At 65.4% G+C, this 17,037-nt stretch carries 14 protein-coding genes; 3 read left to right on the top strand and 11 right to left on the bottom strand.

Annotation, left to right across the window (positions count from 1 at the left end; genetic code table 11):
• The 4 genes from G3N61_RS22630 to G3N61_RS22615 all read right to left on the bottom strand — a co-directional run.
• Positions 1 to 831, bottom strand: an 831-nt coding sequence (locus tag G3N61_RS22630) for a rod shape-determining protein (protein WP_346778581.1), incomplete at its 3' end; no start/stop codon positions are given.
• Positions 832 to 838: 7 nt separating this feature from the next.
• Positions 839 to 1,276, bottom strand: coding sequence for a thioesterase family protein (locus tag G3N61_RS22625; protein WP_089425894.1), 438 nt, complete (start codon positions 1,274 to 1,276; stop codon positions 839 to 841).
• A 139-nt stretch (positions 1,277 to 1,415) separates the two neighbouring features.
• Complete coding sequence (locus G3N61_RS22620; protein ID WP_089456050.1) at positions 1,416 to 1,952, bottom strand: NUDIX domain-containing protein; 537 nt, start codon at positions 1,950 to 1,952, stop codon at positions 1,416 to 1,418.
• A 121-nt stretch (positions 1,953 to 2,073) separates the two neighbouring features.
• Positions 2,074 to 3,309 carry a YbfB/YjiJ family MFS transporter gene (locus tag G3N61_RS22615; protein WP_205823624.1) on the bottom strand — a complete coding sequence of 412 codons (1,236 nt, stop codon included), beginning with the start codon at positions 3,307 to 3,309 and terminating at the stop codon, positions 2,074 to 2,076.
• Positions 3,310 to 3,432: 123 nt separating this feature from the next.
• On the opposite strand from G3N61_RS22615, the gene G3N61_RS22610 reads away from it, so the two are divergent.
• Entirely contained in the window at positions 3,433 to 4,347 is a 915-nt protein-coding gene (locus G3N61_RS22610) for a LysR family transcriptional regulator (RefSeq protein ID WP_089450325.1), read from the top strand.
• A 126-nt stretch (positions 4,348 to 4,473) separates the two neighbouring features.
• On the opposite strand, the gene alaS is transcribed toward G3N61_RS22610, so the two are convergent.
• On the bottom strand, positions 4,474 to 7,098 hold the full coding sequence (gene alaS, locus G3N61_RS22605) for an alanine--tRNA ligase (protein WP_089450324.1): 2,625 nt from the start codon (positions 7,096 to 7,098) through the stop codon (positions 4,474 to 4,476).
• A 250-nt stretch (positions 7,099 to 7,348) separates the two neighbouring features.
• Between alaS and G3N61_RS22600 the strand changes: the two genes are divergently transcribed.
• Positions 7,349 to 8,569, top strand: a complete 1,221-nt coding sequence (locus G3N61_RS22600) for a CaiB/BaiF CoA-transferase family protein (RefSeq protein ID WP_043182463.1) — start codon at positions 7,349 to 7,351, stop codon at positions 8,567 to 8,569.
• A gap of 54 nt (positions 8,570 to 8,623) precedes the next feature.
• Here G3N61_RS22600 and G3N61_RS22595 read toward each other — a convergent pair whose 3' ends face one another.
• On the bottom strand, positions 8,624 to 9,202 hold the full coding sequence (locus tag G3N61_RS22595) for an alpha/beta hydrolase (protein WP_205823623.1): 579 nt from the start codon (positions 9,200 to 9,202) through the stop codon (positions 8,624 to 8,626).
• Positions 9,203 to 9,381: 179 nt separating this feature from the next.
• Positions 9,382 to 9,591: an ornithine acetyltransferase gene (locus G3N61_RS22590; RefSeq protein WP_011351716.1), complete on the bottom strand. Its 210-nt coding sequence runs from the start codon at positions 9,589 to 9,591 to the stop codon at positions 9,382 to 9,384.
• Between the two features lie 244 nt (positions 9,592 to 9,835).
• On the opposite strand from G3N61_RS22590, the gene G3N61_RS22585 reads away from it, so the two are divergent.
• Positions 9,836 to 11,545, top strand: coding sequence for a glutamine--tRNA ligase/YqeY domain fusion protein (locus G3N61_RS22585; RefSeq protein ID WP_205823622.1), 1,710 nt, complete (start codon positions 9,836 to 9,838; stop codon positions 11,543 to 11,545).
• Between the two features lie 88 nt (positions 11,546 to 11,633).
• Here the strand turns inward: G3N61_RS22585 and G3N61_RS22580 are convergent, their stop codons facing one another.
• The 4 genes from G3N61_RS22580 to G3N61_RS22565 form a co-directional block, all read right to left on the bottom strand.
• Positions 11,634 to 11,900 carry a PAAR domain-containing protein gene (locus tag G3N61_RS22580; RefSeq protein ID WP_205823621.1) on the bottom strand — a complete coding sequence of 89 codons (267 nt, stop codon included), beginning with the start codon at positions 11,898 to 11,900 and terminating at the stop codon, positions 11,634 to 11,636.
• The gene (locus G3N61_RS22575) at positions 11,900 to 13,075 is read right to left on the bottom strand and encodes a DUF6708 domain-containing protein (RefSeq protein ID WP_205823620.1); all 1,176 of its coding nucleotides are present in this window, start codon (positions 13,073 to 13,075) and stop codon (positions 11,900 to 11,902) included. Before G3N61_RS22575 ends, G3N61_RS22580 begins: the two co-directional genes overlap by 1 nt.
• A gap of 149 nt (positions 13,076 to 13,224) precedes the next feature.
• Positions 13,225 to 14,385 carry a DUF6708 domain-containing protein gene (locus tag G3N61_RS22570; protein WP_143330988.1) on the bottom strand — a complete coding sequence of 387 codons (1,161 nt, stop codon included), beginning with the start codon at positions 14,383 to 14,385 and terminating at the stop codon, positions 13,225 to 13,227.
• Complete coding sequence (locus tag G3N61_RS22565) at positions 14,386 to 17,037, bottom strand: T6SS effector BTH_I2691 family protein (RefSeq protein ID WP_143330987.1); 2,652 nt, start codon at positions 17,035 to 17,037, stop codon at positions 14,386 to 14,388.

Here is a 17,037-nt window from a genome sequence, read left to right as displayed (position 1 = left end):
CCGCCCCATCGCCTCGCCGGCGCCGCGCACCGCGCAGGTGGCCGGCTCGTCGGCGATCCGGGCGACGAGCCCCGTCTCGTCGTACAGCAGGCGTTCGAGATCCGCGAGCAGCGCGCCGCCGAGCGAGCCGAGCCCGCCGATCACGACGACCGCGAACACGACCGACCCGACGGTTTCGGCCAGCGCGGGTTCGATCACCGCGAGCGGCGCGCCGATCACGCCGGCCAGCGCCGCGAGTGCGGTGCCCGCGCCGAACAGCGCCGTCATCACGCGCGGCACGTCGTAGCCGAGCGCCTCGACGGCCGCGCGGTGCGTGAGCGCCGCGCGCACGACGAGCCCGATGCGCGACGCACGCAGCAGCGCGCCGAGTGCGACGAGCATCGCTGCAGACATCGCCATCATGAACAGCCGGTAGCGCGGCAGCGCGAGGCCGAATACGGACACGGGCGCACCGTCGAACAGCGCCGGCACGGGCGCCGGCAGCGGCGCGAGGCCCCACACGAGTTTCGCGCCCTCGCCGATCAGGTACGCGAGGCCGAAGGTCAGCAGCAGTTCGCTCGTATGGCCGCGCGCCTGCACGCGACGCAGCAGCATGCGTTCGCAGCCGGCGCCGAGCAGCCCGACCGCGAGCGGCGCGAGCAGCAGCGCGGGCCAGAACCCCGCGCGGGCCGCGATGCTGTAGCCGACATACGCGCCGAGCATGTAGAAGCTCGCATGCGCGAAGTTGAGCACGCCCTGCACGCTGAAGATCAGCGTGAGTCCGGCCGACAGCATGAACAGCAGCAAGCCGTAGCTGAGGCCATTGAAGGCCTGGAGCGCGAACGCGTGCACCGCGCAGTCAGGCGGCGAGCGGCTCGAGCGCGGCGCGCAGCGCGTCGGGCAGCGGCACCGGCCGGCGCGTGCCGCGATCGACGTACACGTGCACGAAATGCCCCTGTGCGGCGGGCGTGGCATCGCCCTGCGCGAACAGCCCGACCTCGTAGCGCACGCTCGACGTGCCGAGCTTCACGACCCGCAGCCCCGCGTCGACCGACTGCGGAAACACCAGCGGCGCGAAGTAGTTGCACTGCGTCTCGACCACGAGGCCGATCGTCTGCCCGTGCTCGACGTCGAGCACACCGGCGCGGATCAGGTATTCGTTCACGACCGTGTCGAAGTAGCTGTAGTAGACGACGTTGTTCACGTGCCCGTAGACGTCGTTGTCCATCCAGCGGGTCGTGATCGGCAGGAAGTGGCGATAGGCGTCGCGCGGACGCGGTTGCGGCTTGTCGGACATGGCGATGGCGGTCAGGACGAGGGAAGCGAGGTGGACGAAGCGCGGCGGCCGCATGACGCGGTGCGCCGGCAAGACGCGGAACGCCGCGCCGCGATCGCTCGCGGCACGGCGGATGCAACGCTGCGGGCGGGCCGGCCCGTCACTGCCCCGGCCGGTCGACGAACTCGAAATCGAGGCCGCGCGCACGCATCCAGTCGGCGAGCGCGACCCCCGTGCCGGCGCGCCACGGGCGCAGCAGCGGCGGATCGACGAGCTTGTATTCGAGCAGTTCAGGCGACAGCGCGACCGTGCCCGACGCACGCACGTGGTACGCGATGATCAGCTCGTTCTTGCGGATGAATTCGTAGACGCCGACGAGCGACACGTGCTCGGCCTTCAGCGCCGTTTCCTCGAACACCTCGCGCGCGATGCCGTCCTCGGGCGTCTCGCCGTTCTCGAGGAAACCGGTGATCAACGCGAACATGCCTTCGGGCCAGGCCGCGTTGCGCGCGAGCAGGATCTTGCCGTCGAGCTCGACGATCGCGGCGACGACGGGCAGCGGGTTGTTCCAGTGGACATAGCCGCAGCTGTCGTCGGGGCACGCCTGGCGAATGCGGCCGCCTTCATGGTCGGGATCGGCGCGCTCGGTGAGCGGGCTCGCGCAGCGCGGGCAAAAGCGGTAGTCGGCGGTGGTCATCGATGGGGATCTGGCAGGCGCCGGACGGCCGCCAGCCGGCTGCCCGCGCACCCGCTCGGCGCGGGAAAGGCTTCATTCTAGCGAGTTTGCCCGTGCCGCAGACGATCCGTCCCCGTCGATATCAGGGTTGCAGGCGCCCTCGTACGGCGGTCGCCGCGAAGCCGGCCGCGCCCAGCAGCAACGCGGCCACCGCCACCCACAGCGCAGGAGAAAACGACCCGAAGCGCGCGGCCAGCGGTGCCGCGACGAGTGGCCCGAGAATCTGCCCGACCCCGTACGACGCGGTCGCATAGCCCATCAGCCCGGCTGCCCGCTCGCCGTGCAAACGCCGCGCCTCGCGCATCGCGAACAGCGTGATCGCGGTGAACGGCAGGCCGAGCAGCGCACTGCCGACCGAGAAGCCGGCCGCGTTCGGCCACACGATCCCGGCGGCAATGCCGAGCGCCTGCGTCGCGCAGCCGGCCGCCAGCAGCAGCCGGTTGTCCCAGTGCCCGGGCAGCCGCGCGGCGGTGATCGCACCGACGATCAGCGCCGCGCCGAACATCGGCCAGAACAGGTCGGGCCACGGCGAACCGGCCGGCAGCGTGGCGCGCGCGATCACGGGCAGGAACGTCGCGGTGATGATGTAGCCGAAGCCCGGCATGCCGTACAGCACGACGAGCCATGCGGCGTCCGCGCGATGGCTGCGCGGTTGAGCCGGCATCGCCGCGGTTGCGTGCGGCGCGGCGCCACCCGGCGCTCCGGCTTGCGCCGGGGCAACGGCAAACGTGCGCCAGATCGCGACCGACAGCACGGCCGACAGCGCCGAGAAACCGAGCCAGCCCGACGCCGCGCGCTGGCCGACCAGTGCGCTGCCGATCAGCCCCGTCACCACGATACCGACGCCGGGCCCTGCGTAGATCACCCCGCTCCACTCGGGCGCATGCAGCTCGGCCAGCCGCCTCAGCCCCCATTGCGACACGAATACGAACGTCCATGCACTGACGACGCCCGCGACGAAGCGCACCGCGAGCCACACCGGCAACAGATGGCCGACGCCCATCGCGGCGGTGAGCAGCACGGTGGCCACGAGCCCGAAGCGCACCATTCGCGCGGGCGCAATGCGCACCGCCGCGCAACTGACCGCGCCGACGAAGTAGCCCGCGTAGTTCGCCGAGGCGAGCCAGCCGCCGGCCTTCAGGCCGATCGAGCCGTCCGAGAGCATCAGCGGCAATAAGGGCGTGAACGCAAAGCGGCCGACGCCGAGCACGACCGCGAGGCCGACCATGCAGGCCAGTGCCGCCGTGCGGGCGCGGCGGTCGGCATCATCGACGGGAGGCGCGCCGGCGGCGGCGGTCGGGGCATCGGAGCGGGACATGGCGGCATGAGCCGGCGTTCAACGCGCCAGCCGGATCGGAAATTGGAATGCTGCCATCCTAGCTTGACCAAACGTTCTCGAAAAATGAATAATTAAGAATCCACTCATCGCTCGGAGAGAATCATGGATCTGGCGGCGCTGGCGATTTTCCGGGCCGTGGTGCGCGAGAACGGCGTGACGCGCGCGGCGGCCAAGCTCAATCGCGTGCAGTCGAACGTCACGACGCGCATCAAGCAGCTCGAGGAAGAACTCGGCGCGGCGCTGTTCGTGCGCGACGGCCGCCGGCTGGTGCTGACGCCGGCCGGGCACACGCTGCTGCCGTATGCGGAGCGCCTGCTCGCGCTCGCCGACGAGGCGCGCGACGCGGTGCGCGAGGACACGCCGCGCGGGCGGCTGCGGCTCGGCACGATGGAGAGCACGGCCGCCAGCCGCCTGCCGACCGTGCTCGCGCGCTATCACCACGCGTGGCCCGACGTGTCGCTCGAACTGCTGACGGGCACGACCGGCTGGCTGATCGACCGTGTGCGCGACTTCGAGATCGACGCCGCGCTGTTCGCCCGCCCGCCCGCGCCGAACATGCTGCCCGACACGTTCGAGACGGTGCCGGTCTTCCGTGAGGACCTGGTGCTGCTCACCCCGCGCGGCCATCCGCCGGTGCGCACGCCGCGCGACGTGATCCTGCCGACACTGATCGCATTCGAACGCGGCTGCTCGTATCGCAAGTACGTCGAGCAGTGGTACGCCGCGCACGGCGTCAAACCGGCGCGCGTGCTCGAACTCGGGTCGTATCACGCGATCGTCGCGTGCGTCGCAGCGGGTGCCGGCGTCGCGGTCGCGCCGCGTTCGGTGCTCGACCTGCAGCCGGAAACCGGCAACGTCGCCGCGCACGCGATCCCCGAACTGGAAGGCATCGACACGCTGCTCGCGTGGCGTCAGGGTTATGCATCGGCGGCATTGGCCGCGTTGCGCGAGGCGCTCACCGAGCCCGCGCGGCAGCCGGACGGGGCAACGAAGCCGTCGGACACCGTACCGGCCTGAATCGCCGGGCGGCCGGCACGCGTTGTGCCGGCGTACCAACAAAAAGACCCGACCGGCACATGCCGATCGGGTCTTCCTCATTTCAAGCGATGCCGCCACGAGACGACATCGCATCGGTCGCGACGATCAGAGCCGCTCTTCGACCCAGCCCTTCACGCCAGCCAGCGCGCCCGGCAGGTTCGCCGGCTCGGTGCCGCCAGCCTGCGCCATGTCCGGACGGCCACCGCCCTTGCCGCCGACCTGCTGCGCGACGAAGTTCACGAGTTCGCCGGCCTTGACCTTCTTGCTCGCGTCCGGCGTGACGCCCGCGATCAGGCTGACCTTGCCGCCTTCGACGGCCGCCAGCACGATCGCCGCGCTCTTCAGCTTGTCCTTCAGCTTGTCGACCGTTTCGCGCAACGTCTTCGCGTCGGCGCCATCGAGCGTCGCGGCCAGCACGAACACGCCGCCGATTTCGATGGCCTGCTGCGCGAGCTCGTCGCCCTGGCTCGATGCGAGCTTCGACTTCAGCGCGCCCAGTTCCTTCTCGAGCGACTTCACCTGGTCCTGCACCTGCGCGATACGCTGCGTGAGCTCCGACGGCTGCGCCTTCAGCGCAGCCGCGGCTTCGTTCACGCGGGCGTCGAGTTCCTGCACGTAGCGCACCGCGTTGTCGCCGGTGATCGCCTCGACACGGCGGATGCCGGCCGCGACGCCGCCTTCGACGACGATCTTGAAGAAGCCGATGTCGCCGCTGCGGCTCACGTGCGTGCCGCCGCACAGTTCGCGCGAGAAGCCGAGGTCGAGCACGCGCACTTCATCGCCGTACTTCTCGCCGAACAGCGCCATCGCGCCGCCCTTCACCGCTTCGTCGTACGGCATCACGCGCACGATGCCCGGCGCGTTGGCCAGGATCTCGTTGTTGACGATCTGCTCGACGCGACGGATTTCGTCGTCGGTCATCGGTGCGTTGTGCGCGAAGTCGAAGCGGGTCTTTTCCGCGTCGACCAGCGAACCCTTCTGCTGCACGTGCGCGCCGAGCACTTCGCGCAGCGCCTTGTGCATCAGGTGGGTGGCCGAGTGGTTGCGCTGCGTGCGTGCGCGGCGATGCGCGTCGATTTCCGCGCGCAGCACGTCGCCGACCTTCAGCGTGCCTTGTTCCAGCGTGCCGTGGTGGCCGATCACGTCGGCCTGCACCTTCAGCGTGTCGGCCACCGCGAAGCGCGTCGCGGCGTTCGCGAGCACGCCCTGGTCGCCGACCTGGCCGCCCGATTCCGCGTAGAACGGCGTGTGGTCGAGCACGACGACCGCGTCCTGGCCGGTCTTCACTTCGTTGACCGACGAACCGTCGACGTACAGCGCGACGATCTTCGCGTCGTCGAACGCGATTTCTTCATAGCCGTGGAAGGTGGTCTTCGCGCCCGAGTATTCGAGGCCCTGCGTGGCCTTGAACTTGCCGGCCGCACGCGCCTGTTCGCGCTGGCGCGCCATCGCGTCGTCGAACGCCGGTTCGTCGACCGTCATCCCGCGCTCGCGGCACACGTCGGCCGTGAGGTCGAGCGGGAAGCCGTAGGTGTCGTGCAGCTTGAACGCGAGCTCGCCGTCGAGCACCTTGCCGCCCTTCGCTTCGACGTCGGCCAGCGCGGCTTCGAGGATCGACATGCCGTGCTCGATCGTCTCGAAGAAGCGCTCTTCTTCCTGGCGCAGCACGTCGGTCACGCGCTGTTCGGCTTCCTTCAGCTCCGGATACGCGACGCCCATCTCGGCGACGAGGTCGGCCACCAGCTTGTGGAAGAACGCGCCCTTGCGGCCGAGCTTGTAGCCGTGGCGGATCGCGCGGCGCACGATGCGGCGCAGCACGTAGCCGCGGCCTTCGTTGCCGGGAATCACGCCGTCGACGATCAGGAACGAGCACGCGCGGATGTGATCGGCGATCACCTTCAGCGAGTTGTTCGTGAGGTCGCTGATTTCGGTCACGCGCGCGGCGGCCTTGATCAGGTTCTGGAACAGGTCGATCTCGTAGTTGCTGTGCACGTGCTGCAGCACCGCGGCGAGACGCTCGAGGCCCATGCCGGTGTCGACCGACTGCTTCGGCAGGCGCGTCATGTTGCCCTGCGCGTCGCGGTTGAACTGCATGAACACGAGGTTCCAGATCTCGATGTAGCGATCGCCGTCTTCTTCAGGCGATCCCGGCGGGCCGCCCCACACGTCCGGGCCGTGATCGTAGAAGATTTCCGTGCACGGGCCGCACGGGCCCGTGTCGCCCATCGTCCAGAAGTTGTCCGACGCGTAGCGCGCGCCCTTGTTGTCGCCGATGCGGATGATGCGCTCGGTCGGCACGCCGACTTCCTTCGCCCAGATGTCGTACGCTTCGTCGTCTTCCTGGTAGACCGTGACCCACAGCTTTTCCTTCGGCAGCTGGTAGACCGTGGTCAGCAGTTCCCACGCGAACTTGATCGCGTCGTGCTTGAAGTAGTCGCCGAACGAGAAGTTGCCGAGCATCTCGAAGAACGTGTGGTGGCGCGCCGTGTAGCCGACGTTCTCGAGGTCGTTGTGCTTGCCGCCCGCGCGCACGCTGCGCTGCGCCGTCGTGGCGCGCGAGTACGGGCGCGGATCCGTGCCGAGGAACACGTCCTTGAACTGGACCATGCCCGAGTTCGTGAACATCAGCGTGGGGTCGTTACCGGGCACGAGGCTCGACGAGCGGACGATCGTGTGGCCCTTCGATTCGAAGAATTTGAGGAATTTCTCGCGGATTTCGGCAGCTTTCATGGCGTGCGGGGACAGTCTGGCAAAGACGGCTTCAAACGCCGGCGCCCTTGGCGGGGCGCGCGGCGGCATGGATTCGGAAACGATCGATTATACGGGATCGGGGCCGGCTTCCGGGCAAAGCGCCGGCAAAGCGGCTCGGCCCTCCCGCCGGCCCGGCTGGGCCACTCGCGCGGCCAATTCGCCTTAAGATGCTCGGCATGCCAACCGGCCTTGCCCGACAGGGCCAGCCATGAAAGGAGACGATTCGACGATGGGTGCCCTGAGCCATATCCGCGTGCTGGACCTCACCCGCGTGCTCGCGGGCCCGTGGTGCGCACAGACGCTTGCCGATTTCGGCGCGGACGTGATCAAGGTCGAGCGCCCCGGCGCCGGCGACGACACGCGCCACTGGGGGCCGCCGTACCTGAAGGACGCGGACGGCGCGGATACCGCCGAGGCCGCGTACTACCTCGCGGCAAACCGCAACAAGCGCTCGGTGACGGTCGACATCGCGACGCCCGAGGGCCAGCAGATCGTGCGCGAACTCGCCGCGCAGAGCGACGTCGTGCTCGAGAACTACAAGGTCGGCCAGTTGAAGAAATACGGGCTCGATTACGAGTCGCTGCGCGCGGTGAAACCCGACCTCGTCTACTGCTCGGTCACCGGCTTCGGCCAGACGGGCCCGTACGCGCACCGCGCGGGCTACGACTTCATCATCCAGGGGATCGGCGGCTTCATGAGCATCACCGGCGAGCGCGACGGCGAGCCGGGCGGCGGCCCGCAGAAGGCAGGGGTCGCGATCGCCGACCTCGCGACCGGCCTCTACTCGACGATCGCGGTGCTCGCCGCGCTCGCGCACCGCGACCGGACCGGCGAAGGCCAGTACATCGACATGGCGCTGCTCGACGTGCAGGTCGCGCTGCTCGCGAACATGAACACCAACTTCCTCGCGAGCGGCAAGCCGCCGGTGCGCTGGGGCAATGCGCATCCGAACATCGTGCCGTACCAGACGTTCCAGACGCGCGACGGGTGGATCATCGTCGCGGTCGGCAACGACGGGCAGTTCCGCAAGTTCGTCGAGGCCGGCGGACAACCCGAGCTGGCCGACGACGAGCGCTTCGCGACGAATCCGTCGCGCGTACGCCACCGCGACACGCTGGTGCCGATCCTCGCGGAGATGGTGAAGGCGCGCGACAAGGCCGACTGGATCGGTGCGCTCGAAGCGGCCGGCGTGCCGTGCGGGCCGATCAACGATCTCGACGAGGTGTTCGACAACGAGCAGGTCGTCGCGCGCGGGATGCAGGTGTCGCTGCCGCACCCGTGCGGCGCGGACGCGAAGCTCGTGCGCAACCCGATCCGGATGAGCGCGACCCCGCCCGACGCACGCACGGCCCCGCCGCTGCTCGGCGCACAGACCGACGACGTGCTGCGCGACATGCTCGGCTACGACGACGCGAAGATCGCCAGATTGCGGGCGAAACAGGCGATCTGAGCGGCGAGCCGGACGGATTGCGTCCGGTTCGACCGGTCGCGGGGAAGAAGGCGGCTACGGCCGCCCTCTTTCGTGCGCCCGGTTCTCGCGATCGAGCGCGTCGAGCCAGCCGCGCGCGTCGGGCCAGTCGCCGAGCCCGCTGTCCGCATTGATGTGGCCGCGCGGGCCGATCTCGTGCAATGCGCTCCCCCATGCGTTCGCGCAGGTGCGGGCGAACGCGAGCGAGCCGTACGGATCGTCGCTGCTTGCCGCGACGCAGGTCGGAAACGGCAGCCGTTCGTACGGCACGGGCCCGAAGCCATGCGCATCGGCCGGAAACGCGGGGCCGGCCGGATCGGGCAGCGCGACGAGCAGCGCGCCGCGCACTTTCGCGAGCGCGGCCGGGCGCGCATAGCGCGTCGCCCACCACGCGGTGGTCAGCGTGCCGAGGCTGTGCGCGGCGATCAGCACCGGCCCGGGCGCGGCCTCGACCGCGCGGTCGAGCGCGAGACACCAGCCGTTGCGGAACGCACGCTCCCAGTCGGGCATCGCGATACGCACGAAGCGCGCGTCGGCGCGCTCCCAGCGGCTTTGCCAGTGGAGCGGGCCCGAGTTGGCATAACCCGGCAGGACGAAAACGGGGGAATGGCTCATGGAAGGCGGCGTCGACGCATGGAGTCGTAATGGAATGTCGACGCAGTGTCGCACACCCTCTCCTCCCTGATGCCGCCTGTCTGAAACCGGAAGGATGTGCGTGGGGTCGGGACGCATTCGGAACCGCGTCGCGACCGGACGGCGAGCCGCCTGGCAGGCGGCTCGCGTCATGTCATTGGTCAGCGCACGTTCGCGCCGACGATACCGCCCGCCGCGGCGCCCGCGACCGTGCCGAGCGGGCCGCCCGTCACCAGGTAGCCGAGCGCGCCGCCCGCGGCCGCGCCGATACCGGCATTACGCTGCGTATGCGTCATCGCGCATGCGCCGAGTTGCGACAGGGCCGCGACGATCACGGCGGTACGAACGATAAACGTGGTCTTCTTCATCATGATTTTTAGTTTCCTCCCGCCACGCGGTAACCCGAACGGCGGCATTGAATCGGTGAAGCCATCATAGGCAACGCCAAACGGCCCGGGCAATCCGATTTACGTCGTGTTACAGCCGACACAATATCGAGATAATCGGTCGAAACCCGCGTCTGCCATGCCGCAAGCCGCGCGGGACGGACCCCGGTCAGGTAGAATCACGGGATTAAACCGGCGCGACGCGCCGACACAACCTGACGCCATCCGCATGAGCACCGAACGCAACGACGCCCCCGCGGCTTCCAATTTCATCCGCAACATCATCGACGACGACAACCGCACCGGCAAATGGAGCGGCCGCGTCGAGACGCGCTTCCCGCCCGAGCCGAACGGCTATCTGCACATCGGCCACGCGAAGAGCATCTGCCTGAACTTCAGCGTCGCGCGCGACTACGGCGGCGTGTGCCACCTGCGCTTCGACGACACGAACCCGGAAAAGGAAAGCGTCGAGTACGTCGACTCGATCGTCGACGCGGTGCGCTGGCTCGGCTTCGACTGGCGCAAGGACGCGGTCGATCACCAGTACTTCGCGAGCGACTACTACGACAAGCTGTACGAGTTCGCCGAGCTGCTGATCCAGCGCGGCAAGGCGTATGTCGACAGCCAGAGCGCCGATGAAATGCGCGCGAACCGCGGCTCGCTGACGGAAGGCGGCAAGCCGTCGCCGTTCCGCGAACGCACGCCGGCAGAAAACCTCGACCTGTTCCGCCGCATGAAGGCCGGCGAGTTCAAGGAAGGCGAGCACGTGCTGCGCGCGAAGATCGACATGGCTTCGCCGAACATGAACATGCGCGACCCGGTGATCTACCGGATCCGCTATGCGCACCACTACCGCACCGGCGACGCGTGGTGCGTGTACCCGATGTACGACTACACGCACTGCATCTCGGACGCGCTCGAAGGCATCACGCATTCGCTGTGCACGCTCGAGTTCGAGGATCACCGCCCGCTGTACGACTGGGTGCTGAACGAACTCGCGGAAGCCGGCATGTTCACGCGCCCGCTGCCGCAACAGATCGAATTCTCGCGGCTGAACCTCACGTACGCGATCACCAGCAAGCGCAAGCTGCTGCAGCTCGTCACCGAAGGCCACGTCGACGGCTGGGACGACCCGCGGATGCCGACGATCGTCGGCGTGCGCCGCCGCGGCTTCACGCCGGAGAGCATCCACCTGTTCTGCGAGCGCATCGGCGTGACGAAGATCGACTCGTGGATCGACATGAGCATCTTCGAAGGCGCGCTGCGCGACGACCTCGACGACAAGGCCGCGCGTACCGTCGCGGTGCTCGATCCGCTGAAGCTCGTGATCGACAACTATCCGGAAGATCTCGAAGAGGCGTGCACGGCCCCCGTGCACCCGCATCATCCGGAACGCGGCGTGCGCACGTTCCCGATCTCGCGCGAGCTGTGGATCGAGCGCGAGGACTTCGTCGAAAACCCGCCGAAGGGCTATTTCCGCCTGTTCCCGGGCAACAAGGTGCGCCTGCGCTACGGCTACGTGATCGAATGCACGGGCTTCGACAAGGACGCCGACGGCAACGTGACGGCCGTGCACTGCAACTACTTCCCGGACAGCAAGTCGGGCACCGAAGGCGCGAACACGTACAAGGTCAAGGGCAACATTCACTGGGTCAGCGCGAAGCATGCGCAACCGGCTGAAGTGCGGATCTACGACCGCCTGTTCAAGGAGCCGCATCCGGACGCGGGCGGCGCGAACTTCCTCGAGGCGCTGAACCCCGATTCGAAGAAGATCGTGCACGCGTACGTCGAGCCGGGCAAGGGCGACATCGCACCGGAAACGCGCCTGCAGTTCGAGCGCCACGGCTACTTTGTTGCCGATCGTGTCGATTCGAAGCCGGGCAAGCCGGTGTTCAACCGGATCGTCGGGCTGCGCGACAGCTGGGGCAAGCCGGCGTAACGGCATGCTGCTCACCGCAATAAAAACCGGCCTTCGTGGCCGGTTTTTTTATTGATGTATCTACCCGCGACGATTCCGCCTCGTTCATTTAACCTGCCCAGGTCACGCCGCTCCGCGAAGCAATCAACGTTGCGCCGCACGTGGTTGTATCGCCGTCGCGAACGGGGGCTTTCCCGTTGGACTGCATGCCGCTTCCGGAAGCCTGAAGCAAAACCGGGCCGTGTATCGGACATTGCAGTGTGTCGCCATGGCCGGCGACGGGAATACCGTTGGCCGTCAAACCAGTTGTTGCCGTTTGCACGGCACCACCATGGCTGCTGGTGTCACCCAGAACAATCAAGGGGCGGGTCATCATTACACCTCGCGTAGATTCGTGTAGTTACCGGATGCCTGGTCGTCACTTGCTTCTGCTGAAGCACCGCCCTTCTCGCCGGACCGCAACACCTTGTTGCGAGGCTTGCGTGGCCGGCGAGGTTTAGGCTTCGCCACGGGCGGCGGCGGCCAGTCGGCGGCCGTGGACAGCGGAGGCACCGGTTTTCCGGGTAGGCCCGCTTCGCGGATGACGCGTGGCCACCGTGGCTCCCAGCCCAGCAACAGCGAAATCCAATGCAAGGTGGCGTGGAGGAGCATCACCGGTGAAAGCAGCACCGTCCATAGCAGCACGCTACGCTTCAATCCTCCGCGCCAAAACGGTTTGAAGAAACTCCACGGCGCCTGCAGCGACAGCCAGGGCCATGGCACCTTGCCGAGCAGTTTCTTTGGTCGCGGCACCGACTGGGGTCCCTCCTCCATGTAGCGGCGAATGAACTCCCACAAGTTGACGATATCGCTCGTTCCGTTCGCCACTTTGCCGACGAGCATGATGTGGAAATACGGCAAGCCCGTCATGTCGTTGGTCCAGGCCAACATCAGTTGCGTGCCGGTTCCGCGCCATTCGGGAAGACCCACCGCGGGTTCGGGCGAGACCTGATCCCAGGCCAAGGTGGCCCGGCCACCGGCATAGCCGGGGCGATGCAGATACACCTGTCGAGTCACCCGATTAAAGCGGATAAGCAGACGGCGCTGGACGAAGTTTTCCAGCCGGATGAAGCGCCAGAGAAATTTGCGCACCGCCAAGCAAACTCCTAGTGCAATCATTCCGATGATGACTGGATCTATATAGTCCATCGTTGTTGCGACTCTGCCCACCCCGAAGTGACGATGGGTAAACCATACCGTACCCATCTCAATGCTCAACGAACCCAGCATCCAAATCATGAATCCAATGATTAGCGTGAATACGGTTATCACACCGCGCCGCTCCTGCATCCCTCCCGCATAGAGCTCGATGTAGGCATCATTGAAAGCATAAACAGATCCGTCCGCACACGGACACTCACTCACCCGATCATGAATACCAGGGAGCGATTTACCTCCTTTCTCTCGATCTGCTTTTTCTTTTTTGAGCGCGCGAGCCATATTGGCTTCCAGTTCACCACGCTCCCTGGGATCATTCTGTATCGCCCAAATTCCACGTTCTATGAAGTACATATTTCCCCGCGTCACATCCCTCAGATAGAGCAGCCTGCTCCTTTTTTCCGATTGGTTCCGCGTGTCGAATTCGTTCCCGCATGCTCACGCACTTATCCTCACCGCACCGACGTGAACCTGATCTCGCTTTTCGGGTGAACGCCTTGAAGTTAGACATCCGGTGGTTTGCCGTCACCGGCCGGTGCGGTCGACACGGATGCCTTCGCGACATCGTCGGTGTTCGTGGCTTTGCGAGACTTGCGTGGCCGGCGAGGTTTAGGCTTCGCCACGGGCGGTGGCGGCCAGTCAGCGGCAGTGGACAGCGGAGGCACCGGTTTTCCGGGTAGGCCCGCTTCGCGGATGATGCGTGGCCACCGTGGCTCCCAACCCAGCAGCAGTGAAATCCAATGCAAGGTGGCGTGGAGGAGCATCACCGGCAAGAGCAGCACCGTCCATAGCAGTACGCCACGCGTCAATCCTCCGCGCCAAAACGGTTTGAAGAAACTCCACGGCGCCTGCAGCGACAGCCAGGGCCACGGCACCTTGCCGAGCAGTTTCTTCGGTCGCGGCACCGACTGCGGTCCCTCCTCCATGTAGCGGCGAATGAACTCCCACAGGTTGACGATATCGCTCGTTCCGTTCGCCACTTTGCCGACGAGCATGATGTGGAAATACGGCAAGCCCGTCATGTCGTTGGTCCAGGCTAGCATCAGCTGGGTGCCGGTTCCTCGCCATTCGGGAAGGCCCACCGCGGGCTCCGGGGAGACCTGATCCCAAGCCAAGGTAGCAAGGCCACCCGCATAGCCGGGGCGATGCAGGTACACCTGTCGAGTCACCCGATTGAAGCGGATAAGCAGACGGCGTTGGACGAAGTTTTCCAGTCGAATGAAGCGCCAGAGGTATTTGTACACTACCCATAAAATTCCAATCACAAGCAATCCAATTATTATAGAAGCTATATAGTCCATGACTACGGCTGGCGTTCCTAACCAGTAATGGACGCCTGTAAACCAAACCGTACCCAGCCCTATAGCTAGTGATCCGAATATCCAGACTATAGAAATCAGCATCATGGTCAGAATTGTGATGGAGCCCCGCTTGTCCTGTAGCGCACCCGCATATAGTTCGATGTAGATGTCATTAAAGGCGTAAATGGAACCATCTGCACACGGAAACTCACTTACCCGGTCATTAATTCCCGGAAGTGATTCCCCCCCTTCATCTCTTTCCATTTTTTCTTTTTTGAGCGCACGAGCCATATTGGCTTCCAGTTCACCACGCTCTCTGGGATCATTCTGTATCGCCCAGATTCCGCGTTCTATGAAATACATCTACTTCACCGTATTGAAAGCTTGATATAAGCCAATCAATTCTTTTTCTTCATTTTCGAATGGCTTCCAAAATCTGTTCGAACCACGTTTACCGAAGCAACTGTGCGTACACCAACTCTCCATCTCGTCTGGCGTGATAGCCCAGATGGCAACTGCTACAAGGACGCCAATGGCGGTCGCCCAGCCAAGTGCCAACCCCAGCATGGCGGCCACTTCAGGAACGGCCAGTGCCGCTGACCAGCGAATTAACGGGGGAAGTACCAAGCGCAAGAGGGTGCGCTGAGTGTTCTGTAGAAGCCAACGCAGGTAGGCACCAGAGGCGGACAACGATAGCATTGAGGCTAAGGTTGTAATTGCTGCTGACACAATTGCTTGACCGGTATACGCAAAGCCAAGGCTGTAATGCTTTTGCTGCAGTGCTGACTTTGCATCTACTGCTGCCAGCACGGTGGATATCCCTCCCCCCACCGTAGCAAGCAGGCCCCCAAACAACTTCAACCCGCCCAACGCAATCGAAGCCCCCCGCCCCACGACGGTAGAAGGCGCATACCGCGCCGCCACCGACTCGATTCCGGTTGCCGCCAGTTCGAACCCCGCTGCCGCGGTTACCAATCCGGCCGCTGTCAATTCCGCGTACTCCTTGCTCCCCTTGTCAGAGCCAGCGGCTTTGGTCAGCAGGGCAATCGACTCGACGAGCGCAACGATGACGCCTGCGCGAACCTTATAGAACTCGCCGCTTCCGCCGTTCTGGAATTCGTTGGCCAATGTATTGCGTACGCCGGCGATGTGCGAGTTCACCTGACCTGCCACCCGTGCTTCGCTGGCGGTTTGGCCTGCCGCAGCCAGTTGCTCCAGGCGCAGGCGCGTGACGCTTCGCCCCAAATTGGCATGGATGAACCCCAACATGGGAACCAGCAGATTGCGATCGGCGGCATTGTGGGGGAAAAGCTTGAACAGGTATTGATGCGCCTGGGCGAACAGCGTGAGCGAACGGCTTAGTCGGTCCGCGCCGAACCACGGGTGCGTGCCCGCCACCATCGCAGCCTCGACCGCGGCGTCGGCCTTGCCCAGAAGATCGGCTACGTTTTTGAAGCGATCATTCTGGGCGCTCAGCACGGCCGTCATGTTCTCTACCGTCAGGCCATCGCCTGACTGCGCCTTGGCCTGCGCCAACGCGAGCCTGGCTGCTTCCTCGATCTGCGTCTGGTTCCGAGTCAGCGCACGCCACGCGAGGTTGTCCTTACCGATAGCAATGTCCGACCACCAGGAAGCCAACTTGGCCGCGCCGCTATCGCAGCCGTTCATCCCGACCAGGCACAGTCCAATCTGTTCCGCGAAGGCCTGCCCCCATACCGGATCGCTACGGTCGTAGAGGTCAAGCGCCTCTGCGAGCAGGCCACTGCGCAGCCAGGCCTGATGGTCCGGTTCGCGCTTGTCCATCTCCTGCTGCGCCAACTTGTCGCGACGGGCGAATTCTTTCTGAACGGTGGCCTTTGCACCGTCCCAATCCAGGAGAACCTGGTAACGGTCGAAGGCGTGCGGGGCCTCCTTTTCCGCACGCTGGCGCACCCGTGCCGGGTCGTAGCGCCGCTCCATCTCCTTGAGGTCCTGGGGATTGAACCCGAACCGCGCTTTCATGCGCAAGTCACTGTGCCGAGCACGGCGCAGCTTGGCCTCCGCATCCAGCCCGGCATTTTCGATGTAACCGCGCTGCATGGCCTCCTTGATGTTGTCCAGCGCTTCAGCGACTGCGTGGCGGCGCTCGTTGGTGATCCCCTGCTCGTCCGCCAGTTGCAGCCATGAGCGGTTGATTTCGATCGCGTCGTTGCGCCACGCGTTCAGTTCCTGAACAACGCCGACCGGGTCATACAGCACCACGGCAACGCCGGCATTCTTCTTCAACGTATCCCGCGTGCTCTTGTAGATCGCCGTTACTTCTTCGGCGGAGCCACCGGGCTTCAATGCGCTGCGAAACGGCGGGAACGCCTGACTTTCCAGCACCCTCTTGGCACCAGCGTTGTTACCTACGCGTAGTTCCGCCACAACGGTGTCGAGATCCTGCGGGTTCACCACGTCCTCGAAATGCGCGCAGCTTTGAGTGAGCGTACGCAAATCGAACTTCTGCAGACGGTTGCGATACAGGGCGACGTCGCGATAGCGGTCGACCTTCGCCGGGCTCAAGGGATCAGGGGTGAAGAGGATTCGCGCTTCGTCGATATCCTCGGGATCGCCGACGGTCAGTGTCCAGCCACCCAGGTTCTGGATGCCGCCCACGGGCACGCCCGGATCATACGGCCATACCGGCTGTAGCAACCCGCTGTCACACACCCGGTAGGTGGCCTCACAGGTGTAGCCTTTGCCGCGGCGCTGGACGAACAGGTAGATGTAGCCTTCGCGCACGCTGCGTACCGCATATCGGCTGTCAGATAGCTTGACCTGGAGCTTCTTGCCCAAGTGAGCTGGCAACGATGGCGTCAGATGTTCGACACTGGCCTTTTCGTTGCCGGATATCACGCCATAACGCAACGGCAGAATGGCGAGCGTGCGTTTGCAACTGACGCACGGACTAGGCGCTTCGTTACTGCGCGTTCGATCGGCCGAATCGCGACTGATGCCAAGCAGATCAGTCAAGGAATAGGTCGGTTTGGGCAT

It is taken from the genome of Burkholderia sp. Ac-20349, from assembly GCF_017104865.1.
Lineage (GTDB): Bacteria > Pseudomonadota > Gammaproteobacteria > Burkholderiales > Burkholderiaceae > Burkholderia > Burkholderia aenigmatica.
The sequence above is the reverse complement of the archived record's forward strand: the minus strand, read 5'-3'. Positions and strand labels throughout refer to the sequence as shown.